This is a genomic window from Acinetobacter chinensis, assembly GCF_002165375.2.
Lineage (GTDB): Bacteria > Pseudomonadota > Gammaproteobacteria > Pseudomonadales > Moraxellaceae > Acinetobacter > Acinetobacter chinensis.
The window spans coordinates 2,973,628-2,994,237 of the sequence record NZ_CP032134.1; the positions used below are offsets into that span (position 1 = coordinate 2,973,628).

At 44.9% G+C, this 20,610-nt stretch carries 19 protein-coding genes; 3 read left to right on the forward strand and 16 right to left on the reverse strand.

What is annotated here, in order from left to right:
- Positions 1 to 4: 4 nt before the first annotated feature.
- The 4 genes from thrS to CDG60_RS15065 form a co-directional block, all read right to left on the reverse strand.
- A complete protein-coding gene (gene thrS / locus CDG60_RS15050) occupies positions 5 to 1,927 on the reverse strand; it encodes a threonine--tRNA ligase (protein WP_087513044.1) in 1,923 nt (640 codons plus the stop codon).
- A gap of 219 nt (positions 1,928 to 2,146) precedes the next feature.
- Positions 2,147 to 3,313, reverse strand: coding sequence for an alanine racemase (locus tag CDG60_RS15055; protein ID WP_087513045.1), 1,167 nt, complete (start codon positions 3,311 to 3,313; stop codon positions 2,147 to 2,149).
- A gap of 15 nt (positions 3,314 to 3,328) precedes the next feature.
- Positions 3,329 to 4,615, reverse strand: a complete 1,287-nt coding sequence (locus CDG60_RS15060) for an FAD-linked oxidoreductase, L-gulonolactone oxidase family (protein WP_087513046.1) — start codon at positions 4,613 to 4,615, stop codon at positions 3,329 to 3,331.
- Positions 4,616 to 4,638: 23 nt separating this feature from the next.
- Positions 4,639 to 6,351, reverse strand: a complete 1,713-nt coding sequence (locus tag CDG60_RS15065; RefSeq protein ID WP_087513047.1) for a neutral/alkaline non-lysosomal ceramidase N-terminal domain-containing protein — start codon at positions 6,349 to 6,351, stop codon at positions 4,639 to 4,641.
- A 119-nt stretch (positions 6,352 to 6,470) separates the two neighbouring features.
- On the opposite strand from CDG60_RS15065, the gene CDG60_RS15070 reads away from it, so the two are divergent.
- Together CDG60_RS15070 and CDG60_RS15075 are read left to right on the forward strand one after the other, a co-directional pair.
- A complete protein-coding gene (locus CDG60_RS15070; protein ID WP_087513048.1) occupies positions 6,471 to 7,517 on the forward strand; it encodes an AraC family transcriptional regulator in 1,047 nt (348 codons plus the stop codon).
- 222 nt (positions 7,518 to 7,739) lie between these two features.
- On the forward strand, positions 7,740 to 9,386 hold the full coding sequence (locus CDG60_RS15075) for an acyl-CoA synthetase (protein WP_087513049.1): 1,647 nt from the start codon (positions 7,740 to 7,742) through the stop codon (positions 9,384 to 9,386).
- Between the two features lie 135 nt (positions 9,387 to 9,521).
- On the opposite strand, the gene yjgA is transcribed toward CDG60_RS15075, so the two are convergent.
- The 9 genes from yjgA to mazG form a co-directional block, all read right to left on the reverse strand.
- On the reverse strand, positions 9,522 to 10,061 hold the full coding sequence (gene yjgA / locus CDG60_RS15080) for a ribosome biogenesis factor YjgA (protein ID WP_087513050.1): 540 nt from the start codon (positions 10,059 to 10,061) through the stop codon (positions 9,522 to 9,524).
- Positions 10,062 to 10,063: 2 nt separating this feature from the next.
- Positions 10,064 to 10,333 (reverse strand): HPr family phosphocarrier protein, encoded by a 270-nt coding sequence (locus CDG60_RS15085; RefSeq protein ID WP_087513051.1) that lies wholly within the window; start codon positions 10,331 to 10,333, stop codon positions 10,064 to 10,066.
- Positions 10,330 to 11,181 (reverse strand): RNase adapter RapZ, encoded by an 852-nt coding sequence (gene rapZ / locus CDG60_RS15090; protein ID WP_087513052.1) that lies wholly within the window; start codon positions 11,179 to 11,181, stop codon positions 10,330 to 10,332. Before rapZ ends, CDG60_RS15085 begins: the two co-directional genes overlap by 4 nt.
- 27 nt (positions 11,182 to 11,208) lie before the next feature.
- Complete coding sequence (gene panC, locus CDG60_RS15095; protein ID WP_087513053.1) at positions 11,209 to 12,054, reverse strand: pantoate--beta-alanine ligase; 846 nt, start codon at positions 12,052 to 12,054, stop codon at positions 11,209 to 11,211.
- Positions 12,055 to 12,056: 2 nt separating this feature from the next.
- Positions 12,057 to 12,866 carry a 3-methyl-2-oxobutanoate hydroxymethyltransferase gene (gene panB, locus CDG60_RS15100; protein ID WP_087513054.1) on the reverse strand — a complete coding sequence of 270 codons (810 nt, stop codon included), beginning with the start codon at positions 12,864 to 12,866 and terminating at the stop codon, positions 12,057 to 12,059.
- A 43-nt stretch (positions 12,867 to 12,909) separates the two neighbouring features.
- Positions 12,910 to 13,395 (reverse strand): 2-amino-4-hydroxy-6-hydroxymethyldihydropteridine diphosphokinase, encoded by a 486-nt coding sequence (gene folK, locus CDG60_RS15105; protein WP_087513055.1) that lies wholly within the window; start codon positions 13,393 to 13,395, stop codon positions 12,910 to 12,912.
- The gene (gene pcnB, locus CDG60_RS15110; protein WP_087513056.1) at positions 13,392 to 14,846 is read right to left on the reverse strand and encodes a polynucleotide adenylyltransferase PcnB; all 1,455 of its coding nucleotides are present in this window, start codon (positions 14,844 to 14,846) and stop codon (positions 13,392 to 13,394) included. The genes folK and pcnB overlap by 4 nt, the downstream gene beginning before the upstream one ends.
- A gap of 136 nt (positions 14,847 to 14,982) precedes the next feature.
- Positions 14,983 to 15,408, reverse strand: a complete 426-nt coding sequence (locus tag CDG60_RS15115) for a ComEA family DNA-binding protein (protein WP_087513057.1) — start codon at positions 15,406 to 15,408, stop codon at positions 14,983 to 14,985.
- A gap of 2 nt (positions 15,409 to 15,410) precedes the next feature.
- Entirely contained in the window at positions 15,411 to 16,178 is a 768-nt protein-coding gene (gene mazG / locus CDG60_RS15120; RefSeq protein WP_087513058.1) for a nucleoside triphosphate pyrophosphohydrolase, read from the reverse strand.
- 102 nt (positions 16,179 to 16,280) lie between these two features.
- Between mazG and CDG60_RS15125 the strand changes: the two genes are divergently transcribed.
- On the forward strand, positions 16,281 to 17,054 hold the full coding sequence (locus CDG60_RS15125; RefSeq protein WP_087513059.1) for an SDR family oxidoreductase: 774 nt from the start codon (positions 16,281 to 16,283) through the stop codon (positions 17,052 to 17,054).
- Positions 17,055 to 17,163: 109 nt separating this feature from the next.
- On the opposite strand, the gene der is transcribed toward CDG60_RS15125, so the two are convergent.
- The 3 genes from der to CDG60_RS15140 all read right to left on the reverse strand — a co-directional run bounded on the left by der (position 17,164) and on the right by CDG60_RS15140 (position 20,593).
- A complete protein-coding gene (gene der, locus CDG60_RS15130; protein WP_087513060.1) occupies positions 17,164 to 18,576 on the reverse strand; it encodes a ribosome biogenesis GTPase Der in 1,413 nt (470 codons plus the stop codon).
- Between the two features lie 170 nt (positions 18,577 to 18,746).
- A complete protein-coding gene (gene bamB, locus CDG60_RS15135) occupies positions 18,747 to 19,895 on the reverse strand; it encodes an outer membrane protein assembly factor BamB (protein WP_087513061.1) in 1,149 nt (382 codons plus the stop codon).
- Positions 19,895 to 20,593: a YfgM family protein gene (locus CDG60_RS15140; protein ID WP_087513062.1), complete on the reverse strand. Its 699-nt coding sequence runs from the start codon at positions 20,591 to 20,593 to the stop codon at positions 19,895 to 19,897. The genes bamB and CDG60_RS15140 overlap by 1 nt, the downstream gene beginning before the upstream one ends.
- Between the last annotated feature and the right edge of the window lie 17 nt (positions 20,594 to 20,610).

Consider the following 20,610-nt stretch of genomic DNA (forward strand, 5'->3'; position numbering starts at 1 on the left):
TTTCTTACTCCACAATATACCGGCCACGTTCGGCTACGGCTGCTTTAACCAGGTCAATAAATGCATCAATTGACATAGTCCCTAAATTTTTTCCAGAGCGAGTACGGACATTGACAGTCCCTTCCTCTACCTCACGATCACCCAGTACCAGCAAGTAAGGAATACGCTCTAATGTACGCTCACGAATCTTAAATCCGATTTTCTCATTTCTCAAGTCTGAAATCGCACGAATGCCATTTTCTTTAAGTTTTGCGACGACTTGCTGACAAGCCTCCGCCTGAGAATCGGTAATATTCATGACACATGCCTGAACTGGTGACAGCCACGGCGGCATGAATCCTGCGTAATGTTCAATCAGTATACCAATAAAACGCTCGAAACTGCCAAGAATTGCACGGTGCAGCATTACAGGATGGTCACGATCGTTGTCTTCAGTGACATAAGACGCTTCCAGACGTTCAGGCAGGTTGAAGTCACACTGAATAGTACCGCACTGCCAGATACGACCTAAGCAGTCTTTCAGAGAGAATTCAATTTTCGGACCGTAGAATGCACCTTCGCCTGGTTGTAAATCCCACGCCAGACCTGCTTCATCCAGCGCATCCGCCAGAGATTTTTCAGCCATGTCCCACAGTTTGTCATCACCCACACGTTTTTCAGGACGTGTAGAGAGTTTCATCTGCACTTCTTCAAAACCGAAGTCTTTATACACATCCAGAGTCAGTTTAATGAAGTCTGCAACTTCTTTACCGATCTGTTCAGTGGTACAGAAAATGTGTGCATCATCCTGAGTAAATCCACGTACACGCATGATGCCGTGTAATGAACCCGATGGCTCGTTACGGTGACATGAACCAAACTCAGCTAAACGGATTGGCAGATCACGGTAAGACTTCAAGCCCTGGTTAAATACCTGTACGTGACATGGGCAGTTCATTGGTTTTACAGCATAGCTACGGCTCTCAGAATGAGTCGTAAACATGTTGTCTGCATAGTTGGCAGCGTGACCTGATTTTTCCCACAGGGTAAAATCTACAATCTGCGGTGTTTTGATTTCTTCGTAACCATTGTCCTGCTGGATTTTACGCATGTACTGCTCAAGTACCTGGTAAATGGTCCAGCCATTTGCATGCCAGAACACCATACCTGGTGCTTCTTCCTGCATATGGAACAGGTCTAAAGCTTTACCGATTTTACGGTGATCGCGCTTTTCAGCTTCTTCAATACGTTTGATATACGCTGCAAGTTCTTTTTTGTCTGCCCAGGCAGTACCATAAATACGCTGCAGCTGTTCATTCTTCGCATCACCACGCCAGTAAGCACCAGACATTTTAGTGAGTTTGAATGATTTTAAGAATTTAGTGTTCGGTACGTGCGGACCACGGCACATATCCACGTATTCCTGATGATAGTACAGACCCATCTGAGTCTCGTCAGGCATATCATCAATGAGACGTAATTTATAATCTTCACCACGCTCAGTGAACAGTTTGATCACTTCAGCACGCGGTGTCATTTTTTTAATAACGTCATAATCTTCATCGATCAGCTTTTTCATGCGTGCTTCGATGGCAGCCATATCTTCAGGTGTAAATGGCTTCTGGCTGAAAATATCGTAATAGAAACCGTCCTCAATCACAGGACCAATCACCATTTTGGCTTCAGGGAAGAGTTGTTTTACCGCATGACCCACAAGGTGAGCACATGAGTGACGAATGATTTCAACACCTTCCTGGTTTTTAGGGGTAATGATTTCCAGTGTTGCGTCTTCGGTAATTAAATCACTTGCATCGACTAAGCGACCATTCACTTTACCTGCAAGCGTATTTTTCGCAAGACCAGGTCCAATACTTTGAGCAACTTCCATCACGGAAACTGCTTGATCAAATTGTTTTTGATCGCCATTTGGCAATGTGATAACAGGCATATTTAAAATCCTTAAGGAGTGATGCCCCGTACAATAGAGCATATCACCGCGAGATTATGATCGAGGAAAATCCTCAAAAGATAAAATCGGTGGAACAAAAAAAGTGAGGAAATTTTACACCTTTAATGCTTTTTGATAAACCTTTGTCATAAATTTATATTGGAGATACTGACGACCAAAGCTGAAAACTTAGAGCACCGTTTAAAAATGCTGCCATGACTATTCCCTGAATGTCTGCCAGGCTTCAAACTGCCTGTCTTTATACAGCCATAGTACCGCAAACTGTGGAATCACCGCTTCACTCTGTGTGGGACGTAAAAAGACATAATCATCCACACCTGTCTGAGCATGTCTGGGGACATTCACCAGTTCCTGATTTGAACTGCGCCCGTATAACACATGAGGATGACTGCCTTGCGGATAGACATAATCTGCCATCCAGTAACCACCATAAACAAACAGCGCTTTTGACTTTTGTGGAATTTTTTCCAGTAAAGGCATACCTGGCAAACGTGTAAGCGGCAGCTCTTTAATAACAGGGGTTGCAATCCACATTGCTGTCTGTAAAGGTCTTAAAAAGTCATTGTCAAAATCACCAGGTTTAACCAGCATGGAACCAAATGACAGGTCATTACAGACACTATGTTTCACGTGAAAACTGAAGCTTGGACTTCCTCCACCATTCAGACAGAGCTGGTCATGCCACAGTTCAGGATAAGTCCTTTGCAGATAATCAATAAAACCTGCATAAATCTGCTGAGACTCCTCATAAGCCACCTGTGCCTTTTTGATAATGGAAGGCAGTTTCGTCACATGCGCATCATAACCCATCAGACCTCTGAATTTCAGATGCTGTGGATGTGCCTGAACAACACCCATCATTTCAGCCATCTGCTGTTCAGTCCTGATTCCTCCACGGTGTAAACCCACATCAATTTCAATATTGATCTGAAGCTGTACTGCATACTGCTGAGCCACTTCCAGGTACTGATGCAGACGTGCAGGCGTATCAACCAGCCACTGAATCCGAGCATTTTCCCACTGAGAATAATGCTGATAAAAATGCTGTACAGCATGTACAGGCATCGGTTTGCCAAACAGCACATCGGCTTCTGAGAAATTTTCCAGCAGAGGGATCAGCTGTGGCAAATGAAAGACCATAAAGCGCTGTGTTGAAAGCTGTTCACTCAGTAACTGCAACAGTTCCAGGCATGCAAGTGACTTGACGACCAGGCGGGGCTGAAGATGAACAGCCTGTCTGAACTGCAGCTGAATATACTGAATATTCTGCTGAAGACACTGTCTGTCAATAATCAGTTGCGGTAAGCCGGTTCCCTGCTTTTTTAAATCACGGTTCAGTTGCTGAAAATATAGTTCCTGACTCATGTCATCGCCAACCTGTCATTCTGCATAAAATAATTGCTGTAAATATGAATTCAGAAATTTCTTTTCTGGATCAAGACGCGCTCTGAGTTGCAGAAAGTCATCCCACTTCGGATACAGCGTCCTTAACTGTACTGCATTCAGACTGTGCATTTTGCCCCAGTGAGGTCGCCCCTGATAACGCTGTAAAATCGGTTCAATTTCATCAAACAACAGTTTCGGATTCTGCTTAATGTATTGATGCACAGAAATGGAAATCGAATCCCGCTGATAAAATGGACTCAACCAGATATCATCCCCTTTCACAAAGCGAAACTCAATCGGGAAAAAAGTCTGTTGCCCTGACTTCTGAAGCGCAGTCAGAATTTCCTGTAAGCAGGATATGCCCAGTTCAACAGGAACCTGATATTCCATTTCATTGAACCGTGTATTACGGGGTGTCGGAAATATTCTGCTCGACCAGTCCACAAAAGTTGTGGGTTTCACAAAGACACCCAGCAGCTTTTGCAATTTTGGATTCAGTGAAGGAAACATTCGGGTCAGTTCACAGCATAGGGTCAGCAATGTATCTTCTGAAGGAAAAGACTCTTTACGTGGTTGTATGTCTTCCTCGGAAATATCCAGTGTTTTCAGCATGACCTGCTCGGCATGTGAAAAGGCAAAAAACTCAATATGACGGTGTTCAGTTTTCCACTGCTGAATATGCTGCACCACTTCTGAAAGTGGACAAAGTTCAACATGCTCTTTCAGCTTATATCGAGGTTTGTTCTGCATTGAAATTTTTGTCAGCACACCAAAACTGCCCAGAGACACCCGCCCTGCCTGAAAAATTTCAGCATTTTCTGTGGGACTGCACTGTAACAGCTCACCCGATGCAGTCAGCAACTCAAAACTTTGTACATAGGCAGAAATACACTGCATGTCAGCACCCGTTCCATGTGTTCCCGTCGATACCGCACCTGCAAGACTTTGCTGATCAATATCACCCTGCTGCATAAGGGACTGATTAATGGGCTGCAGGTACTGATCCAGATTGAACAGACGGGTGCCCGACCAGACTTCTGCAATACTGCTCTGCTCATCGGCACTGACCACACCACTCAGATGATCAAGTGACAACAGCGTTGCATCAGTGCAGACGAGTGGTGTAAAGGAATGTCCAGCCCCCACAACCCGGATTTTATCGCTCTGACGGATAATATCCTGCAGTTCAGACAGACTTTGTGGTTTTAAAATCTGTTGTGGACTGGCTTGCTGATAGCCCGACCAGTTAGACCATGTCTGCCGTTGTTCAGTTTGTTTCATAAAATTTCCCTATCTTTATTTTTCTATTCAGAAACTGCTGTTTTCAGATTGCCTCGATTGGTGCGTTTCAACAGTTCCTGTAATGGCACTTCAGCAGGTCGGGTGGTTCGGTCATGCTGACGCTGGGCTTCTGTATTTTCCAGCTGTTGCGCCAGAGCACTGAATTTCAGCTGAAAGGCCGCATTTGTCCATTGTCCAAACAATGTATGACCGCCTTCATATGCCTGTTCCTGATATTCCTCATAGGTTGTTACATAACCCATATAATCATTGCAGTAAGATGCAAGCCAGATGGGCTGATCACTGGTGTTCTGCACAATGGTTTCAAGCACACGCTTTCCAGCTGTGGTGGTCAGTTCCCCAGGACAGCACACAATTCTCAACTGACCAATCTGAATCATCTGTAATGGAACCACTGAAGGAACCAAAGGACTTTCCCTGATTGCACCTGCTTTGACCTGTCGGTTTATTTCATTGACCAGCGGATCAATAAATCCTGGAGCAAAGCCAAGTGGTTTGCCCAGAATCCGTTTGATGCCAGATTCCATCAAAATGGATTTAACGCCTTGCGATGCAAACAACTGCTGATAAAAATCAAAGTCATCAGCCGTTCGGTCTTTGAGTTTTTGCTTTTTATACTGCTGACTCAAAAAACTCATAACCCGGACAATCGGCTTTGCAGTTCCTGGTCCATCGACAGGCGTTCCTGCAAAAAAAGCCACCCCATGACAGGGAATACTGGTTCGTGCATGTTTAACACCATGCGAAAGCTCCAGGGGAATATCCACGTTGCTCAGGTCGGTATAACTGAGCACGGCATCCAGTTCTCCACTTAAAACAGTGCCAGGTTTCATCAGTGCCTCTAATGCCTGCTCACTCTGGTAACGTCCATTTTTCTGAGCATACTGATATTCCTGCTCACCTTTGATCGCCTGTCTGATTTTCAGCTGATTTTTCCCATGAAAATGAGGTGAAATGTCGCCTGCTGTCGCCTGAGCAAAAATTGCAACCGGATGATGTATGCCCTGTTCCAGCAGATACTGCTCTGAATACCCTGCTGCATAGCCTTTATTGTCGCCATCATGAGCATTCAGCGTGTTGCCCAGACAGGTGGCATGCACACCAAAAAGCGAAATGAAAGCATGCAACTGCCCATCCCGATAAAACCCGAGCAGCTGCATTTCCCTGTTCATCGCCAGATGTGTTTCTGTCTCCTTGCGCTGCTGAACATCCGGATTACGGTTCCAGGCATTTAAGGAACGGTTCCATGCCACAGGAACATCTTCAGAAAAATGTGTTGTGCTCATACGGATTTCTGTACGTCCCAGCACTTTTACAGCATACTGAATACTGCTGACCGTCGCATAAACCACAGCATGCAGATGTTCAGGGACAAAACCGGGAGTAGGCATGTTATACAGCGCTTCATAAGCACAGCCGCCAGGACCTGAGTGTGTATGTGTTGCGGTCATCACAAACCGTTCTTCACAGAACAGATCTGCCATCTGTTTTTTCAGTTCAGCCAAAACCTCTGAACGCATGGCATGAGTAATACAGCCAAAATCCAGACAGCTGAAAATCAGCGGTTTCTCCTGATGATCCTGAATCACCACCGTTCTGACATATAAAGGCGTCCGTTTTTTATAAGCGCGATGCTGCCATGAGCCATAGCCAAACATGGCATAACCTTTAGCTTCGATCTGAATTTCCTGCCTGCTCCATCCTGCCTGAAACATAAAAATTCCTTTTGTATGATTATTTTTATTGAGACAATTCTTAGTTTAAAAGTTAAACAAAATGGTGCAATATCAAGCAAGGGTTTATTGCACCATTTCATGGGGGGATAAAAGGACATATGCCCAGACAGCAAAAGGACTTTGCCGAAAAACATCATTTCATTCCACCTGCTCTGCTTTCCGGACTGCTTCATTATGCTGAAAATCAGCACATTGAATATATGCACTGGATGGATGGGATCAGCCTCGACATTGCTCAGATCAAGCAAGGGACAGGATTCATCTCATTTCAGGAAATCTGTACGGTTGTACGGCGTGCGCTGGCTGACTTGCGTGATCCTGCTCTTGGAGTAAAAGTCGGTATCACTGAAGGTCTGATGTCCATGGGCATTCTGGGTTTTGCCATGCAGTCATGCCAGACGCTTGAGCAGGCACTGGCAACCGGGATGCAGTACCATCCCGTATCTGGCAGTGTGCTGGACATGGACTATCAGATGGTCAAAGACGGTACACTGGCTGTGGTTGTGACTGAACGCTATCCCTGTGGTGATCTTTACCGTTTTTTCTGCGATGAATTTTTTTCAAGTATCATCACCTGCATGAATGCCATGCTGGGTGATCATGATGATCTGATCGCAATTCACCTGAGTTTTCCACGCCCCACCGACACTAAGCCCTATCTTCAGCATTTTGGCTGTCCAGTACATTTTTCTTCTGCAAAAAACACCCTGACATTTCACTCCTCACTGCTGCAAAGACAGATCCGCACCTACAGCATGGCAAATTTCAGTACCGCTATCCGTATGTGTAATCAGTTGATGCAGGATATACAGACCATCAATCAGAATAAGTATGCCAGCGTGCTGGACTATCTGATTGAACAGCATTTACCGGATCGTTTCGATATGCTTCAGGCAGCTGAACACATGAAAATCAGTGAAAGACATTTACGCAGAATGCTGCTGATGGAAAACATCAGCTTTCAGCAGATCCGCCAGCAGGTTCTTGAGCGTAAAGCCAAAGAGCTGTTACTGCAGGATATTTCCATCAGCACCGTCAGTGAACAGCTGGGATTCAGTGAACTCAGAGAGTTTCGCAGAGCATTTAAACGCTGGACAGGACAGGCACCTTCTGACTTTAAAAAACTGATGATTTCTTCTGAATAATCCGTCTGTTCTGACGGTCATTCTGACTATTTTAATTTTAAAACAAAAGCAAATCTGAGAACCGAACAGTTCAGTATTTTCAATATAATATTTTTAAGCTATTAATTTTCAACAACTTAAAATGATGTAAAAAATACTCGACTAAAGCATTAATGCAAGCGGCACTTAAAATGCATATCTTTTAATCAGAGATAAAACAAATACAGAGATGGAGTTTCTGCAATGGTCAGCGCATATGATGAATTACCGCGTACACCCGCAAATTTTGTAGCATTATCCCCTTTACGCTACCTTGAACGTGCGGCATATATTTACCCTCATCAGGATGCCATTGTTCATGGCGAACGTCGTATCTCATGGCGGGAAACATACACCCGCTGCCGACAGTTTGCTCATCAGCTGAACCGACTTGGTATTCAGAAAAATGATACTGTCTCCGTTCTGCTGCCGAATATTCCAGCCATGGTGGAAGCCCACTTTGCTGTACCTATGGCGGGCGCTGTACTCAATACCTTAAATACCCGTCTTGATGCAAAAACCATTGCATTCATGCTCGAACATGCTGAAACCAAAGTCCTGCTGGTCGACCCTGAGTTTGCCGCACTGGCGCAGGAAGCTGTAGCTCTCGCACCGCAGGATATCTACATTATTGATGTTGCAGATGCTGAATATGAAAATAATGACTCAACACCGCGTATCGGTCAGGTTGAGTATGAAGACTGGCTTGCAGAAGGTGATCAGGATTTTGAATGGCATTTACCTGGAGATGAATGGGATGCCATCAGCCTGAACTATACATCTGGCACTACAGGTAATCCCAAAGGTGTGGTTTATCACCATCGGGGTGCTTATATCAATGCTGCAAGCAACATCATTGCCTGCGGTATGACACCCCGCTGTAAATATTTATGGACACTGCCTCTTTTCCACTGTAACGGTTGGTGTTTTGCATGGACTGTCGCTGCAAATGGCGGCACAAATATCTGTCTGCGCAAAATTGACCCTGAACTGATTTTCAGACTGATTGATCAGTATAAAGTGGATTATTTCTGTGGTGCGCCAATTGTGCTGTCCATGCTGATCAATACACCAAAAGATCAGCAAATCAAGTTTACACACCGTGTTGAAGTGATGGTGGCCGGTGCTGCACCTCCTGCGGCAATCATTGAAGGTATGCACCATATCGGGGTACAGGTAAACCATGTATATGGTCTGACCGAAACCTATGGTCCATCCGCTTTATGTGCATCTCAGGCGGGCTGGAGTGATCTGTCCATTCAGGAACAGGCTCAGCTGCATTCACGTCAGGGCGTACCGTATCCTCTGCAGGATGGTATGCGTGTTCTGGATTCAGAAACCATGCAGCCTGTACCGAATGATGGTACGACCATGGGTGAAATTATGTTCCGTGGCAACATTGTGATGAAAGGTTATCTGAAAAACCCTGAAGCTACCGCTGAAGCATTCAAAGGCGGATGGTTCCATACCGGTGATTTAGCCGTCTGTCAGCCAGATGGTTATGCCAAAATCATGGACCGCTCCAAAGATATTATTATTTCAGGGGGTGAAAATATTTCTTCACTTGAAGTTGAAGAAATTCTGTATACGCACCCTGCCATTATGACGGCAGCTGTTGTTGCCAAACCTGATCCACGCTGGCAGGAAGTACCCTGTGCTTTCATTGAACTGAAAAAAGGGGCAGAAACAACTCCTGAGGAAGTCATTGAGTTCTGTAAACAGCATCTTGCCCGCTTTAAAGTACCGAAAGATGTTGTGATCTGTGAAATTCCAAAAACATCGACAGGTAAATTACAGAAGTTCGTACTTCGTGACTGGGCAAAAGAACGTTCAATTGGTGAATTTAATTAATCCTCCGCTGTATCAGCTCTGACAAAAAAGCCTTCATTTTTAATGAAGGCTTTTTTTATTACAGTAAGCAGTTTCTGAACACATTCAGAATAAAAAAACGACCTGATCAGGTCGAATTTTTCAGCTTCCGTTCACTTATTTTGAATTATCAGAAATAAGTGCAACCTGCTGTACATAGTTAAACAGTTTCAGCTTCGAAGCTTCCAGTTCCTCAGGAGGAGCTGCTTTGGTCACATCACGCTGAATACGCAACAGATGCTGACGTAAAGTATGGCGTTCAGCTGCATTGTGCATTTTGGTGAATTCATTAATGACCGGATCGCCCTGAGCAATAATACGGTCCACCCAGCGTTGCAGCTGTGCGGTTTTTTTCATTCCCTGTTTTGGGGTCAGGTAAGAGAGAATGACCGTTTCATCTTCATTGCGTAACAGTTTCCCAATACGCTGAAACTGTCTGCGACGTGCTTCAAAAGATGAAATCAGCTGAACATCGAGTAAAGCTTCTATCAGGCGTTCCTCGACAGGCAATGCCTCAATCTGCTTTTTTGGCAGTTCTGCCAGCTGTTCACCCAGTGCAGCCATACGCTGTACTGCTTTTTTCTGTTCAGTTTTACTTGCACGCCCATCCAGTGATTCAAAGTCTTCATCTGTAAAGCGGTTCGGTCGACGTGCCACGATTAATCTGCCTCGTAAAATTTTGCTGAAAAAAGTGCCTTGATGTCAGATAAAGCGGTTTCTTCATCTGCACCATCAATCACCAGTCTTAAGGTCGTACCCTTGCCTGCGCCAAGCATCAGCAGGGACATGATATTTTTTGCATCAACAAGCTTGTCGCCTTTACCAATCTGAATCGAAGAACGAAACTTTGTGGTAACTTCGATGAGCTTTCCTGACGCACGCGCATGTAAACCCAGTTTATTAATTACGTCAACAGTTGTGTCAATCATGACCAGTGCTTCATTTCTCTATGTAAAACCTGAACAGACCATTTTGCCTCAAGAGCCTTTTTTAGTCTATCTACAATATAAACAGAACGATGCTGTCCACCCGTACACCCAATGGATACCGTCATATAATGACGATGCCCTTCTGCAAAGGCAGGCAGCCATTTATCCAGAAAGTGATAAATATCTTCAAACATTTCATTGGTCTGTGCACTGTCTTCAAGGAATTTCCTGACCGGTTCATCCAGTCCAGAAAATTTCCTCAGTTCCAGATCCCAGTGCGGATTAGGCAGATGACGGACATCAAAAACATAATCTGCATCCAGTGGAATGCCGTGTTTATAACCAAATGACTGCAAAATCACAATCAGCCGATCAGACTGACCCAACCTTGAAAGCAAAGTATCTTTTAAGTCATGCACACTTTTATCTGTGGTATCAATATGCACTGTCGAACGAAGCTGTATCGGCAGAAGCAGCGTTTTTTCTTCCTGAATACACTGATTCAGACTTTTAAAACGGCTTGATAATGGATGTGGACGACGTGATGCACTGAACCTTGCAATCAGTTCCTGATCCTGAGTGGTCAGATAGACAATATCAACTGAACCATGTTTCTGTAACTGTTCAAAAACATGGTCAAATTCCTGAAGATCTTCACGGGTACTTCGGACATCAACCCCTAAAGCCAACTGTTCAAGATTATTTTCATGATCGAGTTTCGCCACAATTTCAGGCAGCAATGCCAGGGGCAGATTATCAATACAGTAATATCCAAGATCTTCCAGTACCTGCAATGCAGACGACTTCCCTGAGCCTGACTGTCCTGTAACAATTAATATGCGCTTCATGGCAATGCTATTCCTTCATAGCGTAATTTATGCGGTAAATTTTACCTGCAGATTATCAATCAGGCGGGTTTTGCCCAGTTTTGCTGCAACGAACAATACAAGATCCTGATTAAATTCAGAAGTTTTCTGAAGTTCAGGAGTTCGTGCTTCCACATAGTCCACAACCAGACCTGCCTGTGTCAATGCTGCTTTAATATTTACTAACACTTCATCCAGCGAAGTCTTCTGCTGTAACTGTTGCTCTGCCTGTTTTAAGGTCTGGAAAATCACAGGCGCCGTCTGACGCTGCTCTTCACTCAGATAACCATTGCGTGAACTGAGAGCAAGTCCATCTGCGGCACGGGCAATCGGTACACCAATCACTTCCAGTGGAATATTCAGATCCTGAACAAACTGACGGATCACAGCCAGCTGCTGATAATCTTTCTGACCAAAAAATGCATAATTCGGCTGTACGATGTTAAACAGCTTGGTCACGACCACAGCAACACCATCAAAGTGACCTGGACGCTGTAAACCACACAGATCATTGGTGATTTCACCTACGCTGATATTGGTCAGACGAGGTTTTTTGCCATACATCTGTTCAACCGAAGGAGCAAAAACAATATCACAGCCCACTTCAGCCAGCAGTTTACTGTCCTGATCCAGGGTACGTGGATAATTATCAAAATCTTCATTTGGTCCAAACTGAATCGGATTGACAAAAATACTGACAACAACCACATCACACAGTTTACGTGCTTCACGAACCAGATTCAGGTGCCCTTCATGCAGGTTACCCATGGTCGGTACAAAACCGATCAGCTTTTTAGCAGCACGGGCAGGACTCAGTGATGCACTCAGCCCCTGAATGGTAGTTTCTGTTTTCATGATTACAGCTCAACCTGAAAAGTATGTTCTGGCGCGGGGAAAGAACCATCCTGAACCGCAACATGAAATGCTTTAAAAGCATCTACAATTGCAGTTTCCCCTGCCTGTTCCTTCATAAAATTACGGACAAATTTTGCAACACGACCAAAAGTCAGTCCCAGCATGTCCTGTACCACGAGCACCTGACCATCTGTTTCCACACCTGCACCAATACCGATGACAGGGATTTCAGGAAACAGTTCGGTAATTTCCTTACCCAGCTGTGCAGGAACACATTCGAGCAGTAAAACGGCAGCACCTGCCTCTACAACAGCTTTACAGTCTGCAATCAGTCTGTCCGCTGCTTCACGGGTACGTGCCTGGAGTTTGTAGCCACCAAATACGTGTACTGACTGTGGTGTTAGTCCAAGATGGACACAGACCGGTATACCGTTACGGGTCAGAACCTGCACAGTTTCACTCAGCCATTCACCGCCTTCAATTTTGACCATCTGCGCACCTGACTGCATCACAGCTTTAGCGCTGATCAGTGCATCATTCAGAGTTGCATAACTCATAAACGGTAAATCAGTCAGAATAAATGCATGCTGATTGCCACGGCGCACCGCAGCCGTGTGGTAGACCATATCATCAACAGTGACAGGCAGTGTCGAATCACGCCCCTGGATACACATTCCCAGCGAGTCACCAATCAGAATCGTATCAATTTCAGCAATTTCCATTGCTTTTGCCATGCTTGCATCGTAGCAGGTCAAACAGGAAAACTTTCTTCCATCCGCCTTGAATTTTTTTAGATCGCTTAAACTGATCATGCAGATGCTCCTTCTATGGAAAATGCAAAATATGCTTACTAAATTAAATTTTTGCCCAGTTTTCATCAGCCAGTACATCAAGTACCGGATTTTTGACAATGGCTAAAGTTTTTAATGGCTGATCCTGTATCTGAATGGACTGATCCAGATCAAGCAATGGGATCACCACAAAGTCACGCTCCATGACACCAGGATGTGGCACAGTCAGACGCTCTGTTTTAATCTGTTCTGCACCATAAATCAACAGGTCAAGATCAAGTGTACGCTCACCCCAGTGACGCAGCCTGACACGACCTGATTCCTGTTCTATTCTTTGCAGCTCATCCAGCAAGGCATGCGCATCAAGTTCCGTCTTCAGCTCAGCAACTGCATTCAGATAATTGGGCTGATCCTGTGGTCCCATTGGAGGACTCTGATACAGTTTCGATGTTCGCACTGTGCCCAGCTGTTGCAGCTGGACAATAGCTTCACTCAGAATTTTCTGCGAATCACCTAAATTACTGCCCATCCCGATATATGTGGTGATCATTGCGTTGGTCCAAAAACAACCTGACTTAAATCACGCTGGACACGCTTACGTTTCATAATCGGGTGATCTGCACCAATACTGCCATCTTCATTGACACGTACATCTGAACGTACAGGTCTCTCAGTCGATGTTTTCGGCTTACGCTGACGACGCCCACGGGATTCTGTTTCCTGCACCAGAGGTTCAATTTCAGAGGTTCTGGAATCAGGAACATCTTCCTGCGCCGCTTTACGACGACTGCGTGAACGCTTACGGTTGTACTGTGCAATCGCCTTTTCTTTTTCGTCCGCACTCATGGTCTGATAAGCATCCCACCATGCCCCCATGCCCTGCGTTGAATCATCCCCTGAGTTTTCACGCAACAACAGGAAGTCAAAACCTGCACGGAAACGCGCATGCCCAGACAGTGACTCGATCTGTTGCGGTTTAGGGTTGAGTAAACGGGTCTGCATTTCCCAGACTTCACGGATGAATGTTTCCGCAAAACGTGGAATGATGGTTCGGGTCGCCTGTCTTTTCAGTACATCCAATCCTGCCTGAGCACGGGCTTCAGCTGGAACTGTTCCTTTTGCACTGTAAAACTCACAACGTTCAAGGAATGGTTTCCACAACAGAACCGCATAGAAGAATGCCGGGTTAATGGTTTTCCCGATCTGAATCCGCTGATCTGTATTTTTTGCAGCCTTGCCAATAAAGTCCGTGATATCCGGCTTAATCTCTGCAAACAGCTGTTTCCATATCCCAAAATCAATCAGCATCGGTAAAACACGGTGCAGATGCCCCATAGTAAACAGTTTCTGTGATTCATCGTAAAGACGGTGTGGAGATACATCCCGCAGCAGTTCAGTCATTTCAGGTGTGAAAATTTCCAAGATGGAATCATCAATCTGAAAATTCAGCTTGGCTGCAAAACGTAATGCACGCAGCATACGGACGGGATCTTCTTCAAAACGTAATGCCGGATCACCCAGTAAACGTAAAGTCTTATGCTTGATATCATCGACTGCATTACAGAAATCCAACACCTCGCCTTTGCGTGGCTGGTAATACAGTGCATTGATGGAAAAGTCGCGACGTGCAAAATCCTGTTCAATACTGCCCCAGTTATTGTCACGCAGGATCATTCCTGCCGCAGAAGTCACAGCCTTTTTAGGTGGAGCACGGAAAGTCGCCACTTCAATCAGCTCACGTCCAGCATAGACATGGGCAAGCTCAAAACGCCGCCCAATAATCCGGCAACGGCGTCCAAAAACTTCTTTCACCTGAGCAGGAGTTGCATTGGTGACGGCATCAAAATCCTTAGGGTTAAGCCCAAGCATCAGATCACGGACACCACCGCCTACGATATAGGCTTCATAGCCTGCCTTGGTTAAAGCATCAATAACATCGAGTATTGAAGCGGGTAACATTGCAGTTGATAAACCGCATTTTGACGCGCGCAAAGTTTGCAAAAGACGTTGTCTCCTACGTCTGAACGTAAAATTCTTAAGATGCTGCTAATCATATAACTAACACCATCAAAGGGCAATTTGATTATCCAGATACCTGAAAGATTGTCTGCTGCAAAATTTTCCTGCTTCGCCTAACCTATAAAGCCAGTCTGGCTCTGTTTTTCTCCATCAGCGCAGGACCAATTCCCTTGACCTGATCGAGTTCTTCCACCGATTTAAATTTTCCATTTTTCTGTCGGTAATCAATGATTGCCTGAGCTTTTTTCTGCCCGACACCTGTAAGCTGCTGAAGCTGTTCCAGTGTGGCACTGTTCAGACTGACTTTATTTCCTGTCGCTGCTGCAGCCGTTTTTTTTGAACTTCCGGCAGGTGTAACTGTGGGTCTGGACAGATAATAGTCTGTGGTATTGCCTTTTAATTTCTGATCCTGTGCTTCCTGTTCAGCTTTCCATTTCAGATACTGCTGATCAAACTGCTGAGCATGTACTCCCTGAAAACTCCACAGTACAGCGGACAGAAAAATACAGATAAACTGATAAAATGTATGGGCTTTGATTGTCATTTTTAGCCTGTTTTTAATTGTTTTTTCGCCTGCTCCCAAAGTTGATCCATTTCTTCGAGGCTCAGTTCTTCAATTTTTTTATTCTGATGACCAGCCTGATCTTCAATATAAGCAAAGCGACTTCTAAATTTATGAATGGTTCTTAACAGAGCCATTTCCCCAGAAACGCCAAGTTTACGTCCAACATTGATCAGTGAAAACAGGCAGTCACCGAATTCTGCCATTATTTCGTCGGAATTCTGCTGCTGAACAGCCTGATTCAGTTCAGAAAGTTCCTCTTCCAGTTTGGCATAAGCACCTGCAACATCTTCAAAATCAAATCCGATCTGTGCTGCATTCTGCTGGATCTGTTCAGCCTGAGAAATGGCAGACCCATGCTTGATACTGTCCAGCCTGGAAACCGCCTGATCTGCTTTTTCTTTTTGCTTGATCTGTTTCCAAAGCTCAGACACTTCTTCCGGACTTAAAGCTGCAAACTGTTCAGCCTGAAATACATGAGGATGCCGACGGATCAGCTTATCTGTAATCGCCTGCACCACATCAGAGAAATCAAATGCCCCTAGCTCACTGTACATCTGTGACTGAAACACCACCTGCAACAGCAGATCACCCAGTTCATCCCGCACATCACTGGCATTGCCATTTCTTACGGCATCTTCAACTTCATAAGCTTCTTCAATGGCGTAGCGGGTCAGACTCTGAGGTGTCTGTTCACGATCCCAGGGACATTTTTCCCGAAGTTCTTTCATGATATTCAACAGTTGTTCCATGGGAATTCCTCAGCATGTTTCAGGTTCATATTTACAGGTTTTATTGCTATGCTCAGTCTGCATTAAAAAAATCAGAACAATACAGAACAGGGAGCAAAAGACATGCAAAGTATCTTTATCAGTGGGGCTGCACAGGGGATTGGGGCAGCCATTGCAACCCTGTTCCATCAACAGGGTTATAAAGTCGGTATCTATGATATCAATATTTCCCAGGCCGAACAGCTTGCGCAGCAACTGGGAAACAATGCCAAAGCAGGATTGCTCGATGTTTCTGACTATGCACAGTGGCAGGCAGCGCTGACCGAATTTACCGCATGGGCAGGTGAGCTGAATATTCTTGTGAATAATGCAGGGATTCTTTATTCAGGGGCATTTGCAAATACCGATATTCAGTCACATCACCGGACGGTGGATATCAATATTAAAGGTGTACTCAATGGCTGTCATGCGGCTTTACCTTTTTTAAAAACAGCATCCTTTGCACGGGTCATCAATCTGTCGTCAGCTTCAGCCATCTATGGACAACCTGACCTGGTGTCCTACTCTGCCAGTAAATTTGCTGTTCGCGGGATTACTGAAGCACTGGATATCGAATGGAAAAAATACGGCATCCGTGTACTGGATGTGATGCCTCTGTTTGTACAGACTGCCATGGTAAAAAATATGGATGCTGCAAGCATTGATAACATGGGCGTACATTTAACTGCCTCTGATGTCGCAAAAGATGTATACAGCCGAGCGAAAGCAAAAGATACCCTGTTTACAGCAACGCATCTGCCCGTTGGCTTGAAAACCAAAGTTCTGTTTGGGCTGTCCAGTGTCAGTCCTCAGTTCGTAAACCGTTTAAGTAATCTGCTGATTGCACGGCGTAAATAATACTGAATGCTTATCGCAATCCAGTAATGCTGAACATCAGTACTGCCCATAAAAAAAACCAGCATCACTGGATACTGGTTTTTTATTGTAACTGTGCATTTTTCAGCACTTAGCCACGTTTAAATTTCTTTTCAGCCTTTTTGAATTTCTGAACATAACGGCGTTTACGGGCAGCAGTACGTTCATCAATCTGAGATTTACGACCTTCAAACGGGTTCTCAGAGGTTCTGAATTCGATTTTGACTGGCGTACCTTCAAGTTTATAGACTTTACGGAACACGTTTTCCAGATAACGACGGTAATCCGCTGGTGTTTTATCCACTTTATTACCATGAATGACAATCATCGGTGGATTCTGACCGCCCATATGCGCATAACGCATTTTAATACGGCGACCCTGTACCATTGGAGGCTGATGAGCATCGGTTGCATCATTTAAAATCTGAGTGATTTTTGCAGGTGATACTTTCAGGTGCGAAGAATCATAAGCACGGTGAATGGATGGATATAAATCACCAACGCCCGTACCGTACAATGCCGAAATCAGATGGATTTTAGCCCATGGAATAAAGTCAAAACGACGATCCACATCCAACTTGCACTGTTTGCGGTCATAATCAGACATATTGTCCCATTTGTTGATCGCAATCACCATGGCACGACCAGCTTCAAGCGCATAGCCAATCAGGTGCAGATCCTGCTCCACGATACCATCACGTGCATCCACAACAATTACAACAACATGTGCATCTTTCATTGCCTGCAAAGTTTTCACAATTGAGAATTTCTCAATCATTTCATCGACTTTACCTTTACGGCGCACACCCGCAGTATCAATCAGAGTGTACTGACGACCATCACGTTCAAATGGGATGTAAATCGAGTCACGCGTTGTTCCTGGCTGGTCAAATGCCACAACACGTTCTTCACCTAGCAGACGGTTCACCAACGTCGATTTACCGACGTTTGGACGACCAATAATCGCTAAACGCAGCCCTGTATGTTTATCGTGCTCTTCTGGATTTTCATCTTCAGGTACATCAGCCAGTACGTCTTCCAGCATCTGCTGAACACCACGACCATGACTGGCTGCAACCTGCATTGGCTCGCCCATACCGAGTTTAAAAAACTCTACGAGCGCAGCTTCGGCATGTACGCCATCCACTTTGTTGGCAACCAGGTAAACTTTTTTACCCAGGGTACGCAGCTCACGGGCAATCTGCTCATCTGAAGCAAGCAGACCTGCGCGGGCATCTACCACAAATATAATAATATCGGCTTCATGAATGGCAGTTTTGGACTGTTCTGCCATGTAGGAGTCAATGCCTCCTTCATTTTCGCCAATACCCCCAGTATCGACCACAATAAAGGATTTATTCTGAAATACAGCATCGCCATATTTACGGTCGCGGGTCAGACCTGCGAAGTCAGCTACCAAAGCATCACGGCTCTTGGTAATCTGGTTAAATAAAGTTGATTTTCCGACGTTCGGACGACCAATGAGCGCAATTACGGGTTTCATAGATTAACCTTAATTCAGAATCAGACAGCGGGCTGGTCTGAACATCAGAAACAATAGAAGAAAAACAGGGTAAAACCTGAATAAAAACTCGGGGCTGAATAATCAAAACCCCGAGAATTTTAAAAAAATTAAATATCAGCGCTATAGTTTAGCACAAGGCAGAAAAAAAATTAACGGTTCTGCCAGACGCTGAATGCACCCTTTTGCGTGGATACATATAACTGATTGTCTACAACACGCAGTGAACGGACTTCACCGCTGGTTTTAGCACGACCGGTCAGCTCACCATTTGCAGGGTTAATCAGGTGCAGTGCGCCCTCATAATCACCCACAACGAGATCCTGACCCAGCATAACCGGATTACTCAGTTTACGGTTCAGCAGACTGTCATTCTGCCAGAGTTCCTGCCCTGTCGTAATTTCATAAGCAGTAATTTTGCCATCTGCACCTGCAACAAAAACGGCATTACCTGCAACCTCTGGACGACGGATACTGCTTGAGTCTTCACTCCAGATCACTTGCTGGGTTGCAAGATCAGTCACAGTCACCTGCCCCTGAAAACTGGTTGTCACAAGGAACTGACCTGCGATAACAGGATCACCATCAATATCATTCAGACGCTGAATATCAGAACGTCCATCACTGACAGCTACACGACGCTGCATACGTGGCACGCCACTTAAAATATCCAGGGCATATACATAGGCATTGGCAGACGCAATAATGGCTGTCTGTGCATCAAGTGCAACCGGTTTCGCCATACCACGCAGGCTGAACTGAACATTCGGCAGGTTATACGTCCACAGCTGCTGACCAGTTGCCAGATCATGCCCATAGACTGTGCCATCATTACTGACGGTCACAACACGCCCAGACTGAATCAGTGATGGTGCAAGCACCGCACCCGCCAGCTGAGCTGTCCATTTCTGCTCACCAGTAGCCTGATCAAGTGCAAAAATCTGTCCTTTTTCATTACCGGTAATCAGCATGCCTTCACCCGCTTCAACACCGGCACTCAGACCTGATTTACTGATTTTTTTCTGCCACAGACGGTCTTTACCACGGAATGCGGATACTTCACCTTTAGGATCAACCGTAAAAATCACGCCATTTTCTACATCCATCTGTAAACGTAATGGATCTTTGGCAGAAGTTGCGGACACAGAATGCGTAAAGACAGGAACAAGGGTCTTGCTCTGTACAAGTTTAGGCAGTGGATTCGGCTTTACTTCTTCAACTTTGATTTTATTACTCGAACATCCAGCCAGTGCAACGACCAGCACGGTTAAAGCAAACGGTATTTTATATTTTATATCCATTAAGACGCTTCCACTTGTGTATTCAGAACTGGGCGTTCAACATCCGGATCATCCACCAGAACGCCTACACTTTCGAGTTTAATCTGTAAAATCTGACGTTCCTGTTTGCGCTCAAGCAATACATCCCATGCGCTCTTATATGCTTTTTTAGCATTTTCGACATCATTTTTTGCAACATAGACATCGCCACGGGCTTCTTCAGCCGTTGCTTTAAATGCCGGATCAGTGACTGCTGTCAAAGTTTTCAGAGATTCATCATATTTTTTCTGAGCAAGCTGAGCATAAGCCAGGCGCAGTTTCAGTACCTGGATCAGACCGTCATCTTTCACTTTTGAGTTTTCAACTTTCTTCAGTGCTTTTTCAGCAGCTGCATAATCGCCTTTATCAAAAGCCAGCTTTGCCATCAGAAACTGGGTCTGAATGGCCTGTGCTGAATCAGGTGCTTCTTTCACGATTTTATCCGCAGTAGCAGACAGGTCATTAAAAGCATTTGCACCATTGGCAGCATTTGCATCATCCATCAGTTGCTGAACTTTCGCTGTGCTCATCTGGTTTTCTGCCAGTGTTTTCTTCTGCCAGTACTCCCAGCCGAAAAAGGCAATCAACGCAATTAAAATCCCACTGACGATGGCAGAGCCATACTTTTTGGAGAAAGATTTTAAATTATCAAGTTGTTCTTCTTCACTTAACGCGCTCATACGACTACCTTTTCCCT

Coding starts and splice junctions, on each gene's coding strand:
- thrS (WP_087513044.1), bottom strand. CDS start 1,927: ATGCCTGTTATCACATTGCCAAATGGCGATCAAAAACAATTTGATCAA.
- CDG60_RS15055 (WP_087513045.1), bottom strand. CDS start 3,313: ATGAGTCAGGAACTATATTTTCAGCAACTGAACCGTGATTTAAAAAAG.
- CDG60_RS15060 (WP_087513046.1), bottom strand. CDS start 4,615: ATGAAACAAACTGAACAACGGCAGACATGGTCTAACTGGTCGGGCTAT.
- CDG60_RS15065 (WP_087513047.1), bottom strand. CDS start 6,351: ATGTTTCAGGCAGGATGGAGCAGGCAGGAAATTCAGATCGAAGCTAAA.
- CDG60_RS15070 (WP_087513048.1), top strand. CDS start 6,471: ATGCCCAGACAGCAAAAGGACTTTGCCGAAAAACATCATTTCATTCCA.
- CDG60_RS15075 (WP_087513049.1), top strand. CDS start 7,740: ATGGTCAGCGCATATGATGAATTACCGCGTACACCCGCAAATTTTGTA.
- CDG60_RS15085 (WP_087513051.1), bottom strand. CDS start 10,333: ATGATTGACACAACTGTTGACGTAATTAATAAACTGGGTTTACATGCG.
- rapZ (WP_087513052.1), bottom strand. CDS start 11,181: ATGAAGCGCATATTAATTGTTACAGGACAGTCAGGCTCAGGGAAGTCG.
- panC (WP_087513053.1), bottom strand. CDS start 12,054: ATGAAAACAGAAACTACCATTCAGGGGCTGAGTGCATCACTGAGTCCT.
- panB (WP_087513054.1), bottom strand. CDS start 12,866: ATGATCAGTTTAAGCGATCTAAAAAAATTCAAGGCGGATGGAAGAAAG.
- folK (WP_087513055.1), bottom strand. CDS start 13,395: ATGATCACCACATATATCGGGATGGGCAGTAATTTAGGTGATTCGCAG.
- CDG60_RS15115 (WP_087513057.1), bottom strand. CDS start 15,408: ATGACAATCAAAGCCCATACATTTTATCAGTTTATCTGTATTTTTCTG.
- mazG (WP_087513058.1), bottom strand. CDS start 16,178: ATGGAACAACTGTTGAATATCATGAAAGAACTTCGGGAAAAATGTCCC.
- CDG60_RS15125 (WP_087513059.1), top strand. CDS start 16,281: ATGCAAAGTATCTTTATCAGTGGGGCTGCACAGGGGATTGGGGCAGCC.
- der (WP_087513060.1), bottom strand. CDS start 18,576: ATGAAACCCGTAATTGCGCTCATTGGTCGTCCGAACGTCGGAAAATCA.
- bamB (WP_087513061.1), bottom strand. CDS start 19,895: ATGGATATAAAATATAAAATACCGTTTGCTTTAACCGTGCTGGTCGTT.
- CDG60_RS15140 (WP_087513062.1), bottom strand. CDS start 20,593: ATGAGCGCGTTAAGTGAAGAAGAACAACTTGATAATTTAAAATCTTTC.